General features: G+C 51.4%; 21 protein-coding genes. 9 read left to right on the top strand and 12 right to left on the bottom strand.

Annotation, left to right across the window (positions count from 1 at the left end):
• Nucleotides 1-20 precede the first annotated feature (20 nt).
• The gene (locus OGX91_RS03365; RefSeq protein WP_005121176.1) at nt 21-1,403 is read right to left on the bottom strand and encodes an amino acid permease; all 1,383 of its coding nucleotides are present in this window, start codon (nt 1,401-1,403) and stop codon (nt 21-23) included.
• Nucleotides 1,404-1,590: 187 nt separating this feature from the next.
• Nucleotides 1,591-2,535, bottom strand: coding sequence for a DUF1471 family protein YdgH (ydgH, locus tag OGX91_RS03360; RefSeq protein WP_005121175.1), 945 nt, complete (start codon nt 2,533-2,535; stop codon nt 1,591-1,593).
• Between the two features lie 525 nt (nt 2,536-3,060).
• Between ydgH and pntA the strand changes: the two genes are divergently transcribed.
• Together pntA and pntB are read left to right on the top strand one after the other, a co-directional pair.
• Nucleotides 3,061-4,590: a Re/Si-specific NAD(P)(+) transhydrogenase subunit alpha gene (gene pntA / locus OGX91_RS03355; protein WP_005121174.1), complete on the top strand. Its 1,530-nt coding sequence runs from the start codon at nt 3,061-3,063 to the stop codon at nt 4,588-4,590.
• A 10-nt stretch (nt 4,591-4,600) separates the two neighbouring features.
• Nucleotides 4,601-5,989, top strand: coding sequence for a Re/Si-specific NAD(P)(+) transhydrogenase subunit beta (gene pntB, locus OGX91_RS03350; protein ID WP_005121173.1), 1,389 nt, complete (start codon nt 4,601-4,603; stop codon nt 5,987-5,989).
• A 46-nt stretch (nt 5,990-6,035) separates the two neighbouring features.
• Here the strand turns inward: pntB and OGX91_RS03345 are convergent, their stop codons facing one another.
• Nucleotides 6,036-7,070, bottom strand: a complete 1,035-nt coding sequence (locus OGX91_RS03345) for an AI-2E family transporter (protein WP_005121172.1) — start codon at nt 7,068-7,070, stop codon at nt 6,036-6,038.
• A 130-nt stretch (nt 7,071-7,200) separates the two neighbouring features.
• Between OGX91_RS03345 and OGX91_RS24160 the strand changes: the two genes are divergently transcribed.
• From OGX91_RS24160 to mdtI, 3 genes are all read left to right on the top strand, one after another.
• Nucleotides 7,201-7,371, top strand: coding sequence for a protein YdgV (locus tag OGX91_RS24160; protein WP_086523670.1), 171 nt, complete (start codon nt 7,201-7,203; stop codon nt 7,369-7,371).
• A 107-nt stretch (nt 7,372-7,478) separates the two neighbouring features.
• Nucleotides 7,479-7,844 carry a multidrug/spermidine efflux SMR transporter subunit MdtJ gene (gene mdtJ / locus OGX91_RS03340; protein ID WP_161958620.1) on the top strand — a complete coding sequence of 122 codons (366 nt, stop codon included), beginning with the start codon at nt 7,479-7,481 and terminating at the stop codon, nt 7,842-7,844.
• A complete protein-coding gene (mdtI, locus tag OGX91_RS03335) occupies nt 7,831-8,160 on the top strand; it encodes a multidrug/spermidine efflux SMR transporter subunit MdtI (RefSeq protein ID WP_040233868.1) in 330 nt (109 codons plus the stop codon). The genes mdtJ and mdtI overlap by 14 nt, the downstream gene beginning before the upstream one ends.
• Nucleotides 8,161-8,194: 34 nt before the next feature.
• On the opposite strand, the gene OGX91_RS03330 is transcribed toward mdtI, so the two are convergent.
• The 4 genes from OGX91_RS03330 to OGX91_RS03320 all read right to left on the bottom strand — a co-directional run bounded on the left by OGX91_RS03330 (nt 8,195) and on the right by OGX91_RS03320 (nt 11,352).
• Nucleotides 8,195-9,016 carry a trypsin-like serine peptidase gene (locus OGX91_RS03330; protein WP_005121169.1) on the bottom strand — a complete coding sequence of 274 codons (822 nt, stop codon included), beginning with the start codon at nt 9,014-9,016 and terminating at the stop codon, nt 8,195-8,197.
• A gap of 100 nt (nt 9,017-9,116) precedes the next feature.
• Nucleotides 9,117-9,200: a small membrane protein YdgU gene (ydgU, locus tag OGX91_RS24155; protein WP_049259791.1), complete on the bottom strand. Its 84-nt coding sequence runs from the start codon at nt 9,198-9,200 to the stop codon at nt 9,117-9,119.
• Nucleotides 9,201-9,286: 86 nt separating this feature from the next.
• A complete protein-coding gene (gene asr / locus OGX91_RS03325) occupies nt 9,287-9,727 on the bottom strand; it encodes an acid resistance repetitive basic protein Asr (RefSeq protein ID WP_286625499.1) in 441 nt (146 codons plus the stop codon).
• Between the two features lie 137 nt (nt 9,728-9,864).
• Nucleotides 9,865-11,352, bottom strand: coding sequence for a carboxypeptidase M32 (locus OGX91_RS03320; RefSeq protein ID WP_286625452.1), 1,488 nt, complete (start codon nt 11,350-11,352; stop codon nt 9,865-9,867).
• A 174-nt stretch (nt 11,353-11,526) separates the two neighbouring features.
• Here OGX91_RS03320 and OGX91_RS03315 point away from each other — a divergent pair, with 174 nt between their 5' ends.
• Complete coding sequence (locus OGX91_RS03315) at nt 11,527-12,213, top strand: CPBP family intramembrane glutamic endopeptidase (RefSeq protein ID WP_040233872.1); 687 nt, start codon at nt 11,527-11,529, stop codon at nt 12,211-12,213.
• Between the two features lie 35 nt (nt 12,214-12,248).
• On the opposite strand, the gene ynfM is transcribed toward OGX91_RS03315, so the two are convergent.
• Nucleotides 12,249-13,502: a multidrug efflux MFS transporter YnfM/SxtP(Kp) gene (gene ynfM, locus OGX91_RS03310; RefSeq protein ID WP_005121165.1), complete on the bottom strand. Its 1,254-nt coding sequence runs from the start codon at nt 13,500-13,502 to the stop codon at nt 12,249-12,251.
• A 107-nt stretch (nt 13,503-13,609) separates the two neighbouring features.
• Between ynfM and ynfL the strand changes: the two genes are divergently transcribed.
• The 3 genes from ynfL to bioD all read left to right on the top strand — a co-directional run bounded on the left by ynfL (nt 13,610) and on the right by bioD (nt 16,678).
• Nucleotides 13,610-14,509, top strand: coding sequence for a multidrug efflux transcriptional activator YnfL/SxtR(Kp) (gene ynfL / locus OGX91_RS03305; protein WP_149691592.1), 900 nt, complete (start codon nt 13,610-13,612; stop codon nt 14,507-14,509).
• Nucleotides 14,510-14,637: 128 nt separating this feature from the next.
• Entirely contained in the window at nt 14,638-15,858 is a 1,221-nt protein-coding gene (gene mlc, locus OGX91_RS03300; protein WP_005121162.1) for a sugar metabolism global transcriptional regulator Mlc, read from the top strand.
• Nucleotides 15,859-15,982: 124 nt separating this feature from the next.
• On the top strand, nt 15,983-16,678 hold the full coding sequence (gene bioD, locus OGX91_RS03295; protein WP_005121161.1) for a dethiobiotin synthase: 696 nt from the start codon (nt 15,983-15,985) through the stop codon (nt 16,676-16,678).
• Here the strand turns inward: bioD and clcB are convergent.
• The 4 genes from clcB to OGX91_RS03275 form a co-directional block, all read right to left on the bottom strand.
• Entirely contained in the window at nt 16,634-17,923 is a 1,290-nt protein-coding gene (gene clcB, locus OGX91_RS03290; RefSeq protein ID WP_005121160.1) for a voltage-gated ClC-type chloride channel ClcB, read from the bottom strand. The two genes, bioD and clcB, sit on opposite strands and share 45 nt — an antisense overlap.
• Before the next feature lie 120 nt (nt 17,924-18,043).
• A complete protein-coding gene (gene dmsD, locus OGX91_RS03285; RefSeq protein WP_005121159.1) occupies nt 18,044-18,658 on the bottom strand; it encodes a Tat proofreading chaperone DmsD in 615 nt (204 codons plus the stop codon).
• A 42-nt stretch (nt 18,659-18,700) separates the two neighbouring features.
• Complete coding sequence (locus OGX91_RS03280) at nt 18,701-19,555, bottom strand: dimethyl sulfoxide reductase anchor subunit family protein (RefSeq protein WP_286625451.1); 855 nt, start codon at nt 19,553-19,555, stop codon at nt 18,701-18,703.
• Nucleotide 19,556: 1 nt separating this feature from the next.
• The coding region (locus OGX91_RS03275) for a 4Fe-4S dicluster domain-containing protein (RefSeq protein ID WP_155022056.1) at nt 19,557-20,038 on the bottom strand (482 nt) is incomplete at its 5' end.

The raw sequence follows: 20,038 nt of genomic DNA, 5'->3' as shown, positions 1-20,038 counted from the left end.
GCAAACGATGGGTCAACTATTTAACCCATCAGCATCCAGGTCGCTGGAACAGCTGCTACAAGAAGCAGGCCGATCAAAGCCATTTCCTGGCGTTTTAATACGTTGTCATGCGCGTGAGTTTTGCGGGCATAAAGGAAAACCAGCAACCCCGGAGCATACAGTACCACGGACAACAACAGGTGCATCGGACCTGACGCGTACAGTAACCATAAGCCATAAATGCATGCACCGACACCAACAGCCTGATGAATTGGGCGGGTCGCTATTTTCAGCAAAAATGCGCCGACGAGGAAATAGGGCACCAGAATCATCTCTGAGGCAATAGTCAGCAACGTATTGTAGTCAGAACCTGTGAGCCAGATCAGCACCAGACAGACCTGTACGCAGATGTTAGTCAGCCACAGTGATGCAGAAGGCGCACCTTGCGCATTCTGACGGGCAAAAATACGCGGGAATGCTTTGTGCGTGGATGCCAGAAACGGGACTTCCGCCGCCATAATCGTCCAGCTCAAATAGGCGCCACAGACAGAGACAATTAAACCCGCGGCGATAATGATTTCGCCCCATGGCCCCATCATTTTAACCATCAGGCCAGCCATTGATGGGTTGCGGATTTCAGCCAGTTCCGGGCGAGCGACCACGCCAAGAGAAAGCAAGGTCACCAGCAGGTAGACGCCAAGCGCGGCAAGTACTGCCAGCAACGTCGCGCGCCCGACATCGCGTTTGTTCCGCGCCCGCGCGGACACCACGACAGCGCCTTCCACACCGATAAACACCCACAGGGTGATAAGCATGGTGTTTTTAACTTGTTCCCAGACAGGAATACCCAGTTTCACACCGGTAAAGTCCAGGCTAAAGGTGTCGAGCTTAAATAACATAAATGCCAGAACGATAAACAGGCCAAGCGGCAGTAGCTTCGCCAGCGTCGCCACCAGATTAATGCTGGCGGCTGTCTGTACACCACGTAACACCAGAAAATGCACGATCCACAGCAGTACCGATGCGCCAACAATAGACTGCCAGGTATTCCCGTCGCCAAACAGACGCAACGCAGGTGTATCGGTAAAGAAGCTAAGTGCGGAAAAGACGATAACCAGATAGGAAACGTTAGCGATAACGGCGCACAGCCAATATCCCCACGCGGAACAGAAACCGATCAGCTCTCCGAAGCCTTCACGCGCGTAGGTAAAGATACCGCCGTCCAGTTCCGGGCGGATACGCGTCAGGATAAGCATGGCAAACGCGAGCAGCAGGATCCCCGCACCCGTAATCGCCCAACCAATCAATAACGCTGCCGGGCTGGCTACCGCAGCCATATTTTGTGGCAGGCTGAAAACACCGGCACCAAGCATGGAGCTTAGAACCAGCGCTGTCAGTGCGCTCAGACCCAATTTCTTTTCCATTTGTATCCAGTTACAAAAACGAGAGTGAGAGAATAATTATTTTGGCAAATCGCATAAAAATGGTGAAAGCGACTCAAGGCGCGGGATTTTACGGAGAGAAGACAACGCATGCAATGGGGATAGGCAGATTTGTGACTAAAAATGCTAAAGGCGGCATAAAGCCGCCTTTTATTGTTACAACTGTCTGTTACTTATACAGGTCGGCGCTGATGGTCATGTTGTTACCACGTTCCGACCACTGGCGGGTAATGTGGTAGTACTTGGCACCTTTTTTCGCTGCACGTTTCGCAACCTGGTAAGATACTTCGGTCATGTTGCCATAGTTACCGGTGAACTTGATGCTGTCGAACGGCACCATCATCGCGGCGGTAGCTTTGTTCAACTCTTCAACTTTAGTACCGTCAGGCAGGGTGACAGTGTAACGTCCGCCTTTAGTTGACTGAGTTTCGAAGAAACGACCCACTTCGGCACTCGGAGACGCGGTTGTTGCCACGCCTGGGATTTCAACTTTCTTCGCGGCTTCGCCGCCGGCTGCTAACGCGGCACGTCCGGCATCAGAATCGGCAGGGATCGCATCAGGGCTTTGAACAACACGTTTTTTCGCATCTTCTTTGTAGATGAATGCGGTAATACGTTGGTTACCCCCCTGGTTGGCATCAACCTGGCGTACGATATAAAAAGAGTAAGCCCCTTTTTCTTTCGCCACTTTGGTGATGGCATCATTTACTTCAGGCTGGCTGCGGTAGAAACCCTGAACCGTAACGGTATCGAAAGGTTCAATCAGAACAGCCTGGTCTTTCGGTAATTCCATAACGCCGTTGATGACGCGATTTTTGGTGACTTCTGCTTTTTCAGCGTCGGCTTTATAGATATCGGCGACGACGCGCCAGTTACCGCCACTGCCAAAATCTGAGGTATCAACAACATAAAAGGAGGCTGCACCGTCTTTATCTGCACGACGGGATACGGCGTCTACCGCATCACCGATAGCATTAAAACGACCGGTAACCACAATGCGGTCATAGGGTTTCAGGGCCGCTGCTTGCTCCGGCGTCAATTCTGTCGCTGCATTTACAGAAAAAGCAGTCGCAGAAAGAAGAGCGGACGCCAGGAGAGTGTTCTTAAGCTTCATAAAAATAATCCTTCGCCTTGCGCAAACCAGGTACTGGTATTGTTATTGACTAGAAACGTGGCTGATTATTGCATTTAAATTGTGTCAGTGTCTGCGTGATTTTTCACTCATCGTGCCACCCATGCTAACAACATCGATAACATTTAGTGATATGTCTAAAAATTCGGCGTTTGGCGGCTAAAACTGATAAAGCAGTTGAATTTTATAAGTTAATTTAATGTTAATCAATTGTTCTATGGTGGCGCTTAATCATGTTTTGCCGCTTCGCTTGAGCGAATTATCAGCCTTTGCGGGCTATTTAAAGGGCATTATCCCTGCTTGCGAGTGAATTCATTCCTGTTTTGCAAATTTCATAATAAATACTGTTTTTTGGCGCTAGATCACAGGCGTCATTTTCAGTAGCTTATACAGAGTTTGTTACTGTTTTATTTTATTGAGGTAACACTGAGCTCTCTCGGGAGTGTGCGCATGCCTCTTGCGAACATTGATAAACCATCATCAAAAATACAGATGGAAGGGAACATTATGCGAATTGGCATACCAAAAGAACGGTTAACCAATGAAACCCGTGTTGCAGCCACACCGAAAACGGTTGAGCAGCTGCTGAAGCTGGGTTTTAGCGTCGCGGTTGAAAGCGGCGCAGGTCAACTGGCTAGTTTTGACGATAAGGCGTTTGTGCAAGCAGGCGCAGAAATTGTTGACGGGAATACTGTCTGGCAGTCAGAGATTATCCTGAAGGTCAATGCGCCAGAAGCGTTTGAGATTCCGTTGCTTAATCCGGGTACCACGCTGGTGAGTTTTCTCTGGCCTGCGCAGAACCCTGAACTACTGCAAAAACTCGCAGAGCGAAATGTGACGGTCATGGCGATGGATTCCGTGCCGCGAATTTCGCGCGCGCAGTCACTGGATGCCTTAAGCTCGATGGCCAACATTGCCGGGTATCGTGCAATTGTTGAAGCGGCACATGAGTTCGGACGGTTCTTTACCGGGCAAATTACCGCGGCGGGTAAAGTGCCTCCTGCCAAGGTGATGGTGATCGGTGCTGGCGTGGCGGGATTGGCTGCTATCGGTGCGGCAAACAGTCTCGGGGCGATTGTTCGCGCCTTTGACACACGCCCGGAAGTAAAAGAACAAGTTCAGAGTATGGGCGCTGAGTTCCTCGAACTGGACTTTAAAGAAGAAGCGGGCAGCGGCGATGGCTACGCCAAAGTGATGTCCGAAGCGTTTATAAAAGCGGAGATGGAACTGTTCGCCGCTCAGGCAAAAGACGTCGACATCATCGTTACCACCGCGCTGATCCCGGGGAAACCAGCGCCGAAACTGATCACGCGTGAGATGGTTGATTCGATGAAGCCCGGCAGCGTGATTGTCGATCTCGCCGCGCAAAATGGGGGTAACTGCGAGTATACCGTTGCCAATCAGGTGACCACCACCGAGAACGGCGTCAAGGTTATCGGCTATACCGATTTGCCGGGTCGTTTGCCGACTCAGTCTTCACAATTGTATGGCACCAACCTTGTCAACTTGCTGAAACTGTTATGCAAAGAGAAAGACGGCAACATCACCGTTGATTTTGACGATGTAGTGGTGCGCGGCGTGACAGTGGTTCGCGATGGTGAAATTACGTGGCCTGCACCACCCATCCAGGTTTCTGCTCAGCCACAAGCGGCGCCTAAAGCTGCTCCTGCACCACAGGAAGAGAAAAAACCTGCATCCCCATGGCGCAAATATGCGCTGATGGCGTTGGTGGTGATTCTGTTTGGCTGGCTAGCCGATGTTGCGCCAAAAGAGTTCCTCGGACATTTTACGGTGTTCGCTCTTTCTTGCGTGGTGGGTTACTACGTGGTGTGGAATGTCTCGCATGCGTTGCATACCCCGCTGATGTCCGTGACTAACGCTATCTCCGGGATCATCGTCGTGGGGGCATTATTACAAATTGGCCAGGGCGGCTGGGTGAGTTTCCTGAGTTTTATCGCGGTGCTTATTGCCAGCATTAATATTTTCGGTGGCTTCACCGTGACTCAGCGCATGCTGAAAATGTTCCGGAAAAACTAAGGGGTAACATATGTCTGGAGGATTAGTTACAGCTGCATACATTGTTGCCGCAATCCTGTTTATTTTTAGTCTGGCGGGGCTTTCCAAACACGAAACGTCTCAACAGGGTAACAACTACGGCATCGCCGGGATGGCGATTGCGTTGATTGCCACGATTTTTGGCCCGGATACCGGCAACGTCGCCTGGATTCTGGTTGCAATGATCATTGGTGGCGCAATTGGTATTCGTCTGGCGAAAAGAGTCGAGATGACCGAGATGCCGGAGCTGGTGGCGATTCTGCACAGCTTCGTCGGTCTGGCAGCCGTACTGGTTGGTTTCAACAGCTATCTGTATCACGATACCGGTCTGGAACCGATCCTGGTGAACATTCACCTGACTGAAGTGTTCCTCGGCATCTTTATCGGTGCAGTAACCTTCACCGGTTCTATCGTGGCGTTTGGTAAACTGCGCGGCAAGATCTCATCTAAGCCGCTGATGCTGCCGAACCGCCATAAATTGAACCTGGCGGCGCTGGTGGTTTCTTTCCTGCTGCTGGTGGTGTTTGTTCGTACCGAGAGCGTGGGCCTGCAGGTTCTGGCGCTGCTGGTGATGACCATTATCGCACTGGCGTTTGGTTGGCACCTGGTTGCATCCATCGGTGGGGCCGATATGCCGGTCGTCGTCTCTATGCTGAACTCCTATTCAGGATGGGCAGCAGCAGCAGCAGGCTTTATGCTGAGCAATGATCTACTGATCGTTACGGGTGCGCTGGTCGGTTCCTCGGGTGCGATCCTGTCTTACATTATGTGTAAGGCCATGAACCGTTCTTTCATCAGCGTTATTGCGGGTGGGTTTGGTACTGACGGTTCCTCAACCGGTGATACCGAAGAAGCAGGTGAACATCGCGAGATTAATGCTGAAGATACCGCTGAAATGCTGAAAAACTCGCATTCTGTGATTATCACCCCGGGCTACGGTATGGCGGTGGCGCAGGCGCAGTATCCGGTGGCGGAAATTACTGAGAAACTGCGCGCCCGTGGTATCAAAGTCCGCTTTGGTATTCACCCGGTAGCAGGGCGTTTGCCTGGTCATATGAACGTGCTGTTGGCGGAAGCCAAAGTGCCGTATGACATCGTGTTGGAAATGGATGAGATCAACGATGATTTCGCCGACACCGATACCGTTCTGGTTATTGGCGCGAACGATACGGTGAACCCGGCAGCGCAGGATGATCCGCGCAGCCCGATAGCCGGAATGCCGGTGCTGGAAGTGTGGAAAGCGCAGAATGTTATCGTGTTCAAACGCTCAATGAACACCGGTTATGCAGGTGTGCAGAACCCGCTGTTCTTTAAAGAAAACACCCATATGTTGTTTGGCGATGCCAAAGCCAGCGTGGATGCGATCCTGAAAGCGCTGTAACCGTCAGCAAAAACTGAAACGGCCTCTGCGGAGGCCGTTTTGCATTTTACTCTTTGTTGAGATCGCTCAGTAGTACGGCAATGCTTTGACCGCCATTGGTTTGCTCAAGCGCGATTTTCACAATGATGGTTAGCGGAACAGAAAGCAGCATCCCAACAGGGCCGAGCAGCCAGCCCCAAAAAATCAGCGACAGGAATACCACCAGCGTAGAAAGTCCCAGCCCACGCCCCATGATGCGGGGTTCGAGGATATTGCCGAATACCAGGTTAATCACAAGATAACCAGCCAGCACGAGCAACGCGTCGTAAAAACCACTGAATACCAGTACCTGAGCAATAGGGGGAATCGCTGCCAGCACCGAACCGATGTTAGGGATATAATTCAGGGCAAAGGCCAGTAGTCCCCAGACAAACGCGAAGCGGACATCCAGTGCGGCAAGCATGCCCCAGGCAGCCAGGCCGGTGACGATACTGATGGCGGTTTTTAGCACCAGATAGTGTGAGACACTGTCGATAGCGCGTTGGATTGCGGCCATTCCCTCAAGAGGGCGGCTCATCATTTGTTTTAGTTTTCCGGGGAGTTGCGGTACTTCCAGCAGCATAAAAACCACAGTCAGCAACAGTAGAAATATCGAGGACATCGCATTAGAGAGTTGTGTCAATAAATTGGTGACCAGCGTCATCGCAGCGTTCGGATCGACATATTTCACCAACTCGTCTACGGAAACACCGATCCCCGCACGTTGTAGCCACGGTTCGATATTTTTCAGTGGGATAACCAATGACGAACGATATTGCGGCAGTGTCCGTGCCAGCTCATTTAAGGATGTACCTAAATAAGCCAGAAGCAGCACCATTAGCATGACAATAATAACAACCAGCAATGACACGGCGAATACACGCGGTATGCGGAGCTTAACCATGCGCTGTACTACGGGATTAAGCACGACGGCGATAAATAATGCCAGAATAAACGGTACGATGATATCGGCGGCAAATCGGATACCGGTTAAAATGATAACCAACATGCCAAGCATAATAACTATTTTTAGGCCGTTAAGCGTGATGATCGGTTTTGCCATGTGAATCCCTGAGTTTTTTATCAATATAATAATGTGATCTGCCTCGAGCCGTTATAACAAAAATCAAACGAGCCGGGTAAAGAAGTGAAAAGATTTTGAGTTCGCATTGAACCTATGATACAAATCATCTGTGTTTAACTACCGAGGACAATTATCATCCGCGATGATGAGAAGCAACACTGCGGATAATTGTAATATTATGGACAATACGTTCAGGATGTTTTTGCGTTTACCTACACTTCTTCGTACCTCCTCCACTTTCTTGCTTGCGGGTGAGCAACACTGGCGCAACGCGCTTTAGTCCCTTCTTCTGCCTGAGCTGGCGTTATGCGCTGAGCTATCTGATTCTATTTTTTGGTTTACTGCATGCAGTAGGCCCAAAGGACTATATTCTCAAGCAGGAGAAGCATCATGTTTTACTGGATATTATTAGGTCTGGCCATTGCGGCTGAAATTACCGGTACGCTGTCAATGAAATGGGCCAGCGTAGGCCATGGTAATGCGGGCTTTATTTTAATGCTGGTAATGATCGCCTTATCGTATATTTTTCTCAGTTTTGCCGTTAAAAAAATTGCCCTTGGTGTGGCCTATGCCTTATGGGAAGGTATCGGAATTTTATTTATTACGTTGTTTAGCGTGTTGTTATTTGACGAAACCTTGACCACGATGAAAGTTGCTGGACTGGTCTCGCTGGTGTTAGGCATTGTGTTGATCAAATCGGGTACACGCAAGCCGGCAAAAGCGAGGAGGGAGGTGACCCATGCAGCAGTTTGAGTGGGTTCACGGCGCCTGGCTTGGAATGGCCATCGTTCTTGAAATCGTTGCTAACGTCTTCTTAAAATTTTCCGATGGTTTCCGCCGTAAGGCTTATGGCGTGTTGTCGCTGGTGGCGGTGTTAGCGGCCTTTAGTGCGCTGTCCCAGGCGGTAAAGGGGATCGACCTTTCTGTCGCCTACGCTCTGTGGGGAGGATTCGGGATCGCCGCAACGTTAGCCGCAGGATGGGTGCTTTTTGGTCAGCGCCTGAATAACAAAGGCTGGATTGGCGTCGCCTTGCTTCTGGCCGGAATGATAATGATCAAACTTGCCTAATCTACGTGCTGCCCGCAAACGTGGGCAGCATGCGTCATCCCTTCGCCAGTGCTTCGAGTTTATCGCGAAAACCCGTCACAGAAATGGCGCGATTATCCGCCCGCCAGCGATCTTTTGCTGCTGGAGCGGAGCTTTGCACACCAATCAATTGCCAGCCTGAATCTGTCTTTAACATCAATGGGGAGCCGCTGTCGCCAGGGAGCGTATCGCACTGATGCGACAAGACTGTATTTTGCGCCCAGCCAGTTACCGCGCAATCCTGATGCGTGTACAGGTCATCCAGGTGATCTTCCGGGTACCCCGACTGAGTCACTTTACGGTCCGCAGCTTTTAGCGCAGCGGTTAACGCGGCTTTATCACCGTCAAATAAAGGTAGCGGCGTGATCCCGGAGGGGGGATAACGTAACACCACGAGACCAAAATCCCACGGGGCTGCAGAAGGTGGGACAATCCAGCCGTCACCATCTGCTTTTAAACGCTTGCCGAGAGAGGGATCAACCCGTCCTTCAATGCCGTGAATTTCATAGCGCCAGATACCCTTTTTCGACACAAAACGTAGCGCGACGGCTTTATCCGGCTTGCCTTTTGGTGGGGTGAGTAAGCAGTGCCCGGCGGTCAGGGCCAGGTGGGGTGAAATGAGCGTAGCCGTACACAGGTTACCGCTGGCGGTTTCCAGTTGCCCGATAGCGTCCCACGGTGATTGCGTTGGGTCAGTCACCCTCACACGATCGTCATGACCAAAAAACAGCGTTTTTATGTTATCGGCTTCAGCAATGGTCGTTGCAGGCTGCTCCGCGTGTGCAACGACAGGAAATAGACAAATTGAACCCAGTAATACCGCAATGGTTTTATGCATATCACACTCTGGTGGGGAATTATGATTATTAACAGCAAACCCTCAGTTAATACTATAGACGGGACGGCGGGAAAGTGGGAGTAAAATCAGAGAACTACACTCAGGAAAGATAAAAATGCATGGCGATAAGAGCGCAAATTATCAGGGTAATAAGAATGAACTCAAAGCGGTAATGTGACACCATTTTACCCTCCGAAAAGCGGCGCTAAATCAGTCTGATTTAGCGCCGTATGCTATGGCGTGGGGGACGCCATGGTTGCTACAGATGTTTTATGCAGCCGGTTGAGCAGCTGATTTAGCGGTTTCGTGTTTTACTGCTTTTTTGGTGTGTTTTTTAGCAGCCTGAGCTTTCTGCTCTGCGGCTGGTTTGGTTGCAACTGGTTTAGTTGCTGCTTTTTTGGTGTGTTTTTTAGCAGCCTGAGCTTTCTGCTCTACAGCTGGCTTGGTTGCTGCTTTTTTGGTGTGTTTCTTCGCAGCCTGAGCTTTCTGCTCTACAGCCGGTGTAGCTGCGGATTTTTTAGCGTGCTTTTTAGCGGCCTGTGCTTTCTGCGGAGCTGCTTTGTGCTGTTTTTTATGATGAGTGGTTTTTGCCGGTGCGGCTTTCGTGGTCGCAGCCGCAGTCGGAGCGGTAGTAGCAGTTGTTTCAGCAGCAAATGCAGCGGAAGACAGACCCATAGCAGCGGCAACAACCAGAGCTAATACTTTTTTCATTCTCATACCCTCGATTTGGTTTTTCATTCAACCCCACTGCGGGGCCGTTGAAATAACTATATCGCTGTAATCTCTGGGCTTCCGTGAGTCATTGGTTTCGGCGTGTAACCGTTTGTACAATGACTCACGGTATACGATTACAGATAGCGGGCTTCCAGATGGGCGCGGAAATAGCGGCTGCTCAGCGGCTCTCCGGTTGCCTGGGTAATGAGCTGTTCGGTCGTGAAACGACTGCCATGTTGCCAGATATTCTGGCGCAACCAGTCAAACAAGGCGCTAAAGTCTCCTTGCGCAATGGCGTGGTTTAAGTCTGGCAATGCACGGTTAGCTGCACTGAAAAGCTGGGCTGCATACATCGCCCCCAATGTGTACGAAGGGAAGTAGCCAAAACCACCATCGGTCCAGTGGATATCCTGCATACAGCCGTTACGGTAGTTCCCGATCGTAGAAAGCCCTAACCAGGCCTGCATTTTTTCATTCCACAAGGCAGGAATATCATCAACCTCAATGTCGCCGTTAATCAACGCACGCTCAATTTCATAACGCAGGATCACGTGAGCAGGATAGCTAACTTCGTCAGCGTCAACGCGGATAAAGCCCGGTTTGACCTGCTGGTTCCAGGCGATGAAATTGCTTTCCTCAAAGGCGGGTTGATCGCCAAAATGCCGGGTTACTGCGGGAATTAACCGTTTCAGAAACGCCGGGCTGCGGCCTAATTGCATTTCAAAGAACAGGCTCTGAGATTCATGGATGGCGGTTGATCGTGCCAGAGCAATAGGTTGTCCTGCCCAGTTCTGAGGTAAATTTTGCTCATAACGCGCATGACCTGTCTCATGAATGACGCCAAATAACGCGCTGAGCAGTTCGTTTTCATCATAGCGGGTGGTAATCCGGACATCTTGCGGTACGCCACCGCAGAACGGATGTGTACTGATGTCCAGGCGCCCCGCGGTAAAATCAAAACCTAACTGCGCCATGGTTTCAAGACCGAGCTCACGCTGAACTGCAGTCGGGAAGGGGCCTGTCGGGGCGATAAGTGATTGCTGTGATTGTTTTGCCACCACCTTATTGAGCAATTCGGGTAGCCAGCTCTTGATGTCGGCAAAGAGAATATCCAGCCGGGCGCTGGTCATCTCTGGTTCAAAGACATCCAGCAATGCGTCGTAGGGCGAACATCCTTTCGCTTCTGCACGCAGTCGGGCTTCTTCGCGGCTGTACTTAACCACCTCTTTCAGGTTTTCAGCAAAACCTTCCCAGTCATTGGCCGGGCGTTGGCTGCGCCAGGCATGTTCGCAACGACTGCCCGCCAGTGATTTCGCTTCTACCAGTAATTCGGGTAGCAAGGACGCTTGATGATGTAGCCGTGACATTTCGCGCAGATTGGCCTGCTCGACATCGTTCAGGTCTTCCTGCTGTGCGGCGGCGATCCACTTTGCCACGTTGGCATCGGTTAACAGTTGATGTTCAAGCACGCTCAGTTCAGCCAGCGCTTCACCCCGGGCTTTGCTACCGCCAGGCGGCATCATGGTAAACATGTCCCAACTGGCAATAGCCGAGAGGTGGGAAAAGCGAGAGAGGCGCTGGAACGTGCGGGTAAGTTGATGGTAATTATCACTGTTACTCATTTTTTGTTCTCGTTCTGTTGGACCAGATTTCAGAGTCTAACGCGATTTCGCAAATTAACCCATTCATCATAGGTGATGGGAATTTTGGTAGCTTGTAAATGATAATGATACTTTTTATCATGATTGTGTGTTGTTCAGATAACGAGAACATTTCATTTTATCCAAGGAGCAGGTGTGCAACAGGAAGTCAGTAGCGAATATATCGCAAGGACAAAAGCGGTGGCTGGTTGTTTCTCTATGTTTTTGTTGATGTTCGGCCTCACATTTTCCCCATTATTTTTCCCTGCCAGTCACGACTTGCTCGCCAAAGGATTACTTTTCCCGCTGCTGTTTACACTGGAATTCGTCGTCCTGGTGCCGTTGTATTACGTTTTCTTCAGAAAAAGAGACGGTCTCGGGAAAGGAACATTCAACGCCCGGTGGTTTGCCATATTGTTTGTTGCGCTGCTGATTGTGCAGCTAGTCCTGCCCTGGGTATTGGGGATCAGAAAGACCGAAGAATGGGTGACAAGCCAGGTCTCACTGAACAGCTACGCGCTTTGGTTATCCAGTCTAACGCTGATATTGCTTGCACCCGTGTATGAAGAAATCATCTTCAGGGGCTGCCTGTTCAATGCCTTTCAGTACTGGTTCAATAATAAAACAGGATTGTCGTCAGTGGTGGTGTCGGCTATTTTCGCCGTGATGCATACACAGTATGTGGATCTGAGAACGTTATTGATGTTGTTTATTGTGTCCCAGGTTTTGATCCTGGCGAGGCTGAAAAGTAACGGTTTACTGATGCCGATTATGCTACATATTTTGATGAACGGTACGGTAATTGCTCTGCAGATTAGCGCCCAGACGTTTATGTTATCGTGAGATGTTTATAATGCCCGGTCTTCGGGCATCATTGATTATGCGTGCAGACGTTGGTGCAAACGGGCACCAACCAATAGCGCCAGCACCAACATCAGTGCGATAAACCCGCCCACGCCATTCCAGCCATAGCTATGCCAGAAAACACCCCCTAGTGTACCGGCAATGCTTGAGCCCAGGTAATAGCTGAACAGGTACAGTGAAGAGGCCTGGCCTTTAGCGCGTTTGGCTCGCGGTCCGATCCAACTACTGGCAACGGAATGCGCCGCAAAAAAGCCGGCTGAAAAGAGCAACATACCGGCAAAAATCAGCCATAACGAGGTAAACAGAGTCATTATTAGCCCGAACAACATCACGCCTGTCGAGAACAACATTACCGGGCCGCGCCCATAACGGGTGGTCATGGAACCGGCTTTTGGTGAGCTCCAGGTGCCGGTAAGATAAGCCACAGACAACAAACCGACGACAGCCTGGCTCAGCGCCCAGGGGGACAGCATCAGACGGTAGCCGATGTAGTTAAACAGTGTGACAAACGACCCCATCAGCAAGAACCCTTCTGCGAACAACAGCGGAAGTCCTCTGTCACGCCAGTGCAAACGGAAGTTGATAAATAACGTTTTAGGCCGTAACGATGTTGGTCTGAAGTGCCGTGATTCCGGTAAGATCTTCCAGAACATTAGCGCGGAGGCGAGGGCAAAGCAGCCAATAGCCGCCAGAGCGATTCGCCAGTTAAAAAAGTCAGTAAACACGCCGCTAATCAAACGACCACTCATACCACCAATCGAGTTTCCGCTGATGTATAAACCCATTGAGAATGCAACAAAGCTCGGGTGAATTTCTTCACTCAAATAGGTCATTCCCACGGCCGCTACGCCGCTCAGTGACAGTCCGATCAGCGCACGCATGATTAAAATACCGTGCCAACTGGTCATCATTGTAGAAAGCAGCGTACAGCAGGAGGCCAACAGCAGCGCGGTTACCATTACCGGTTTACGCCCTATGGCGTCGGAAAGTGGGCCGGTAAACAGTAAGCCGATTGCCAGCATGGCCGTTGAGATGGAAAGCGAAATACTGCTGCTGGCAGGCGATACGCCAAACTCATGCGACAGCACGGGCAGTATGGGCTGTACGCAATAAAGAAGGGCAAATGTCGCCAGACCGGCAGAAAAAAGCGCCAGCGTGACGCGCATAAAAGGGGATGTACCGCGTTTAATAAAACCATCCGGCACAGTGACTATCTGTTCGTCAACATCGCTCGCCGGAGCGGTATCGACAGTTGTTGTACGGCTCACTTGAAATCCTTGCTCATCCAATTACGTCTACAGGACCAGCCTTAAGAGTATGAAAATCACAATATTCTGTCTAATATATTAATAATCTCAAATAATATTTTATAAATATGAATATTGAACTGCGTCACCTACGTTACTTTGTGGCAGTTGCGGAAGAGCTGCATTTTGGTCGTGCAGCGGCACGACTGAATATTTCGCAACCTCCGTTGAGTCAGCAGATCCAGATCCTCGAACAGCAGGTGGGTGCACGGCTACTGGCGCGGACTAACCGCAGCGTGGCGCTTACCGCTGCCGGAAAACAGTTTCTGGCGGACAGCCGGCAAATCCTGGGGCTGGTAAATGAGGCTGCCGCCCGTGCTGAACGATTACATCTGGGAGAGTCAGGGGAACTGCGCATCGGTTTTACGTCATCAGCCCCGTTTATTAAGGCAGTGTCCGATACGCTGTCTTTTTTTCGCCAATGCTATCCTGCGGTGCATCTGCAAACCCGTGAAATGAATACGCGCGAGCAAATTGCCCCGCTCAACGAGGGAACACTGGATTTTGGGCTCCTGCGCAATACGCAACTACCGGACACGCTGGCGCGGGAGGTCATTTTGCATGAGCCGCTGATGGCGATGATCCCACGCGCACATCCTCTGGCGCAAAAGCCGGTGGTGACGCTGGCGGAGCTGGCAAACGAGCCGTTTGTCTTTTTTGATCCGCATGTTGGAACGGGGTTGTATGACGATATTCTCGGCCTGATGCGCCGTTATGATCTGAAACCAACCATCGCCCAGGAGGTCGGTGAGGCGATGACCATCATTGGACTGGTGGCAGCAGGGTTGGGGGTTTCCATTTTGCCAGCCTCTTTTAAGCGGGTGCAATTGTATGAAATGTGTTGGATCCCTATTGCCGAAGACGATGCGGTCTCCGAAATGTGGTTGGTGTGGCCGAAGCATCATGAACAAAGCCACGCAGCGCAACGTTTTCGCCAGCAGCTTTTAGCCGCGGTGCAGCGCGGTTAATTTAGTTTAAAAACGGTCGAAAATGTGCAGTAAATCACAAGGCTAAGCAAAAAGTTGACGGAAGCCATTGAAGTGCTTCACCATAGTCTACAGATTATTTCGGAGCGCGAAAATAAAGGGAGTAAGTGGTGGTTGCTGATAGTCAGCCTGGGCATATCGATCAAATTAAGCAGACCAATGCGGGCGCGGTTTATCGTCTGATTGATCAGCTGGGACCGGTATCGCGTATTGATCTCTCTCGCCTGGCACAATTGGCACCTGCCAGTATTACCAAAATTGTCCGAGAAATGCTGGAAGCGCATTTGGTGCAGGAGCTGGAAATAAAAGAAGCCGGTAACCGCGGACGTCCGGCGGTTGGGCTGGTTGTCGAAACGGAAGCCTGGCATTACCTTTCTATTCGTATTAGTCGTGGCGAGATTTTCCTGGCGCTGCGCGATCTGAGCAGCAAACTTGTGGTAGAGGATTGTCTTGAAATGGCGCTGATCAGCGAGACATCGTTACTGGAACGGGTTGTTGCGCAAGTCGATCAGTTTTTTATTCGTCACCAGCAAAAACTCGAACGCCTGACTTCCATCGCAATTACATTACCCGGCATTATTGATACCGAGAACGGTATCGTACATCGTATGCCGTTCTATGATGACGTCAAAGAGATGCCGCTCGGCGAAACGCTGGAGCGGCATACCGGCGTGCCGGTATACATTCAGCACGATATCAGCGCCTGGACCATGGCCGAAGCGCTGTTTGGTGCATCACGCGGGGCGCGTGATGTTATTCAGGTGGTCATCGATCACAACGTGGGTGCAGGGGTGATCACTGATGGTCATTTACTGCATGCAGGCAGCAGCAGCCTGGTCGAAATAGGTCATACGCAGGTGGACCCTTACGGCAAACGTTGCTACTGCGGTAATCATGGGTGTCTGGAAACGATCGCCAGCGTCGACAGCGTGCTGGAACTGGCGCAGGTGCGACTGAAGCAGTCAATGAGCTCCTCTCTGCACGGACAACCGTTGACAGTAGACGCACTGTGTCAGGCGGCCATGCAGGGCGATTTATTGGCGAAAGATATTATTAACGGCGTTGGAACTCATGTCGGTCGTATCCTGGCCATCATGGTGAATTTGTTCAACCCGCAAAAGATATTGATAGGATCTCCACTCAGTAAAGCCGCTGACATTTTGTTCCCGACGATTGCTGACAGCATTCGTCAACAGGCGCTTCCGGCCTACAGCCAGCACATTGTTGTCGAAAGTACGCAATTTTCTAATCAGGGGACGATGGCGGGGGCAGCCCTCGTGAAAGACGCGATGTATAACGGTTCTTTGTTGATTCGTCTATTACAGGGTTAACATTTTTTAACTGTTGTACGAAAAATTGCGCTATCTCAAGCTGGTTCTGGCCGTCATACCTTAGACTTTCTCCACTGTTTTATTTTCCTGACTTATATTTTCAGAGCATACGGTGGAGTTAGTGATGCTGAAGCGTTTCTTTATTACAGGTACAGACACTTCTGTTGGGAAGACCGTGGTTTCCCGCGCATTACTACAAGCGTTAGCGTCAGGGGGTAAACGTGTGGCGGGTTACAAACCCGTCGCCAAAGGCAGCAAAGAGACACCGGAAGGTATGCGCAATAAAGATGCACTGGTGCTGCAAAGCGTGTCATCCATCGAACTGCCGTACGAGGCGATTAACCCTATCGCGCTGAGCGAAGACGAAAGTAGCGTGGCACATAGCGGTCCTGTTAACTACACCCTGTTATCCAATGGACTTGCCAGCCTGAGTGAGAAGGTTGATCACGTTGTTGTTGAAGGCACCGGTGGCTGGCGTAGTTTGATGAACGATCTGCGTCCGTTATCGGAGTGGGTGGTACAGGAGCAACTCCCGGTTCTGATGGTGGTGGGTATTCAGGAAGGCTGTATTAACCATGCCATTCTTACCGCACAGGCGATTGCCAGTGACGGGCTGCCGTTGATTGGCTGGGTAGCGAACCGTATTAACCCAGGATTGGCGCATTATGCCGAAATCATCGACGTGCTAAGCAAAAAATTACCGGCACCGTTGATGGGGGAATTGCCTTATTTGCCACGTGCAGAGCAGCGCGAGCTTTCTCAGTATATTCGTCTGTCAATGCTCGGCAGCGTGTTGTCTGTAGATAGAGTCATGGCGTAACGTTCGCGACAGCACTGACGCCACGACGCAAGCAATCAACAGGCCGGGGAGCAGTCGATACTCCCCGGTCATTTCACAGACCATCAATGTCGACATAATGGGAGCATGGGTCGTCGCCGCCAGCAGTGTGGCCATTCCTGTTAAACCCAACAGTACCGCTATTTCATCCGTCCCCGGAAGCCAGAATCCCCATACCCGACCCAGTAACATACCGATCGATAAACCGACGAACAGCGTTGGTGTAAACACGCCGCCGGGTGCTCCTGAACCGCTACTGGCGAGTACGGCCAACAATTTGCAAATGAAAATCCCACTGACGACGGCGAGCAAAGGAGGAGAGAGTAAATACGATTGTACCACGCTGTAGCCGTTGCCCCACACCGCAGGCGTAAGTAGCGACAACAGGCCAACGATCAGCCCGCCCAGGGCTAACTGGCCTGGTGGTGCGAGTTTTAAGCGTAAAAAGCCGTTGTGGCTGGTGGTCATAAGCCACATAAAGAGAGGTCCGCAGAGACCCGCTAACAGGCCAGTACTGATAATCATCACATATTCCAGCACATGCAGTTCCCGTGTCAGATGAACGGTATACAGCAGCGCGTTGCTGTCGCTAAGCGCATTGGTGGTTAACAATGCGACGACGGCGGAGACAACCACCGGCCCTAATGAGGCGAGGATCAACGTGCCAAACAGCACTTCGGCAATAAATAAGCTACCCGCCAACGGAGCGTGATACGCACCAGCCATACCCGCAGCCGCCCCGCAGGCAATCCATAATTTCCATTCCGAACGCGGTGTGAAGCGTTGTGCGAAGCATGAGGCCGCCAATGCGGCCAATAAAATCATTGCTCCTTCACGACCAATGGCGCTACCGCTCGCCACCACCACCAAAGAGGCCAGCGATTTCACCAGACTTGCGCTGACGTCGAACTGTCCGTCAGTCTGCAGGGCTTCCATATAATCTGTGGGGGCCTGTGGGCGTAAGCGATTAAATTTTTGCCAGCCCCAGAGCAAAAGTCCAGCCGCCAGACCACCGAGCGCGGGTGTCAGCATGCGTCTGAACGGCGGCAGATTTGTCGCGGCGTTGACCAGACTTCCCGTATCGTTACTCAGGAACAGCCATTCAAGCAATTGCATCGCATGACGAAATCCTGCAACGGCCAGGGCTGAAAGGATACCAATCAGTGCGGCGATCAGTAGACGCCGAAACAGAGTACGCAGATCAGGATAAGCATGTAAACGATGCATGGGTTGCCAGACAGGAAAATTCAGACGGCCTATTTTGCGGGTAATTAGCCGCAGAAGCAAAAGCTCAGCGTGCGAAACTCAGTGGGAAATGGGCAGGAAATATCCTGCCCGTGGGTGACATTAACGGAACAATGGTTTATCTGCCACCGGAACTAATAACTGCGACTGCCATTGCGCCAGCGTCAGGCGTGCCAGTTTACCCAACGCCTGGTAGAATGGATGGTTTGCCTTCTCGATAAAAACGTCGAGGAAGCGAGCCGACCACGGCAGCAGATGCCAGGCCAGCAATTGTTCACATTCGGTGTGGCGGCCATTTTCGGCAAGCCAGGCGGTTAGCAGTAACAGCGAACCAAAGTGATCTTCTGGCTCATTCTGTTGCAGCGCAAACTGAATGCCGTTGTCGCGCATCCATTGACGTAACGCCAGCGTGGAATCACCAAACAACACGTTTTCGCGATCCAGCCAGACCGAACCCCAGGGAGGGGATGGCAAAGCGTAGGGGCCGATAAACAAACGTTGCCAGGCTTGTGGGAGCGTTTCATCGCTATCTGTCTGCATCTGTGCAGCCAGTGGCGACAACGTAGCATCCGGCAGCGGCCACTGTGCTTGCCAGCCATCAGCTTTTAACGCACTGACCATCGCAGATGCTTCAGCGCTATCTGGCGCATAGTAGAACAATGCGCCCAGAACGCGCGCAGCGGTTGAAAAGTTGTCACATTGTGAAAAATGGGTCATGCAAACAATCCTGAACAGTGCGGGTTGCCCCGCACCCGAGAGTTAACCTGCAACAGCCATTCCGACTGTCATATGCAAACCATAAAATAAACCACGACCAATGATTTCACCGGCCAGGACTAAAATTAAACCTAACGCCAGCCCAGCGGCATGCGGGTCTTTACGGCGGATAAGCGGGCATATCCAGCACCTAAGACCTGCGGCCAATAAGACGATGCGCCACACCTGTAAGCGGCCGTAGTCAGGTACCAGCGCATTGGCGAATTGCACCGAACTGTGGATTGTGCCGAGGGAAAGTCCCTGCAGGACAATCACACCCGCACTAACCAGCAACGCCAGCACACTTATCCCCGCGAACACGTTGGCATTAAAAGGAACACCAGCCGCACGCAGCAGCAGACCGGCAAAGAGTGGCCCGCTCAGAAGCATGGTCATGAAAAAGGCCACCGTAGTGTAACCATTATACCAGGTCGGGACGGTATCTATCTGGTAAACGTTAGTCATCGCCCAGACAAACACCACGCCCAGCAGCATGCTTACCAGCAGCCATATTTTACCTAATACAGCAGGCATTTTACCGAGAACAGCGACCAGCCACCATAAACCACCGACGGCAAAAAATAGCGAACCGCTGGCAATTTCATTACTTAGCGCTGACTCACCGACTCTGTTCAGCGAATTAAATGCGCGTAACGGAGACCCCAAATGCATAACCGAGGCCAGGAATGCGATGCCCATTACCAGCCAAAGAAAAAACATACTGCGAACAATGCGCTGCCTTACAACATCGTCTTTGGCGGCAAACCAACCCAGCCCACTGACGATTAGCGCGCCTGCCACGCATTGGCCCAGAACCGTGAACAGTACCAACGGCCATTCATGCCATCCACTTCCCATCTTACACCTCCTTCGGATTAGCCAGATAACCCGTGGTATCCCCGGTCGGGCGGCTATTGGCATTTGGTTTGATGACGATGCTCGGTTTGGTAAAGTGCGCGCCAGGGAGCGGCGCAACCGCGGCCAGGGTGCCGTGTTTTTTACGCAGTTCCTCTATCGGGCCGAAGTCCAGCGCACGCAGCGGGCAGGATTCGACACAGATGGGTTTCTTACCCTCAGCAACACGTTCATGACAGCCATCGCACTTGGTCATGTGTCCTTTGGCGGCATTGTATTGCGGTGCGCCATACGGGCAGGCCATGTGGCAATAGCGACAGCCAATGCACACGTCTTCATCCACGACCACAAAACCATCTTCACGTTTGTGCATCGCGCCGCTTGGACACACCTTGGTACAGGCCGGGTCTTCACAGTGGTTACACGCAATGGAGAGGTAGTAGGCGAAAACGTTCTGGTGCCAGACACCGTTATCTTCCTGCCAGT

This window comes from Citrobacter sp. Cpa228 (genome assembly GCF_030333085.1).
GTDB classification, from domain to species: domain Bacteria; phylum Pseudomonadota; class Gammaproteobacteria; order Enterobacterales; family Enterobacteriaceae; genus Citrobacter; species Citrobacter pasteurii.
This window is presented reverse-complemented; position numbering and strand designations above follow the sequence as displayed.

Coding starts and splice junctions, on each gene's coding strand:
- clcB (WP_005121160.1), bottom strand. CDS start 17,923: ATGCATCGTTTACATGCTTATCCTGATCTGCGTACTCTGTTTCGGCGT.
- OGX91_RS03330 (WP_005121169.1), bottom strand. CDS start 9,016: ATGCATAAAACCATTGCGGTATTACTGGGTTCAATTTGTCTATTTCCT.
- pntA (WP_005121174.1), top strand. CDS start 3,061: ATGCGAATTGGCATACCAAAAGAACGGTTAACCAATGAAACCCGTGTT.
- OGX91_RS03320 (WP_286625452.1), bottom strand. CDS start 11,352: ATGAGTAACAGTGATAATTACCATCAACTTACCCGCACGTTCCAGCGC.
- ynfL (WP_149691592.1), top strand. CDS start 13,610: ATGAATATTGAACTGCGTCACCTACGTTACTTTGTGGCAGTTGCGGAA.
- dmsD (WP_005121159.1), bottom strand. CDS start 18,658: ATGACCCATTTTTCACAATGTGACAACTTTTCAACCGCTGCGCGCGTT.
- OGX91_RS03345 (WP_005121172.1), bottom strand. CDS start 7,070: ATGGCAAAACCGATCATCACGCTTAACGGCCTAAAAATAGTTATTATG.
- OGX91_RS03365 (WP_005121176.1), bottom strand. CDS start 1,403: ATGGAAAAGAAATTGGGTCTGAGCGCACTGACAGCGCTGGTTCTAAGC.
- asr (WP_286625499.1), bottom strand. CDS start 9,727: ATGAAAAAAGTATTAGCTCTGGTTGTTGCCGCTGCTATGGGTCTGTCT.
- ydgH (WP_005121175.1), bottom strand. CDS start 2,535: ATGAAGCTTAAGAACACTCTCCTGGCGTCCGCTCTTCTTTCTGCGACT.
- bioD (WP_005121161.1), top strand. CDS start 15,983: ATGCTGAAGCGTTTCTTTATTACAGGTACAGACACTTCTGTTGGGAAG.
- pntB (WP_005121173.1), top strand. CDS start 4,601: ATGTCTGGAGGATTAGTTACAGCTGCATACATTGTTGCCGCAATCCTG.
- ydgU (WP_049259791.1), bottom strand. CDS start 9,200: ATGGTGTCACATTACCGCTTTGAGTTCATTCTTATTACCCTGATAATT.
- OGX91_RS03280 (WP_286625451.1), bottom strand. CDS start 19,555: ATGGGAAGTGGATGGCATGAATGGCCGTTGGTACTGTTCACGGTTCTG.
- mdtI (WP_040233868.1), top strand. CDS start 7,831: ATGCAGCAGTTTGAGTGGGTTCACGGCGCCTGGCTTGGAATGGCCATC.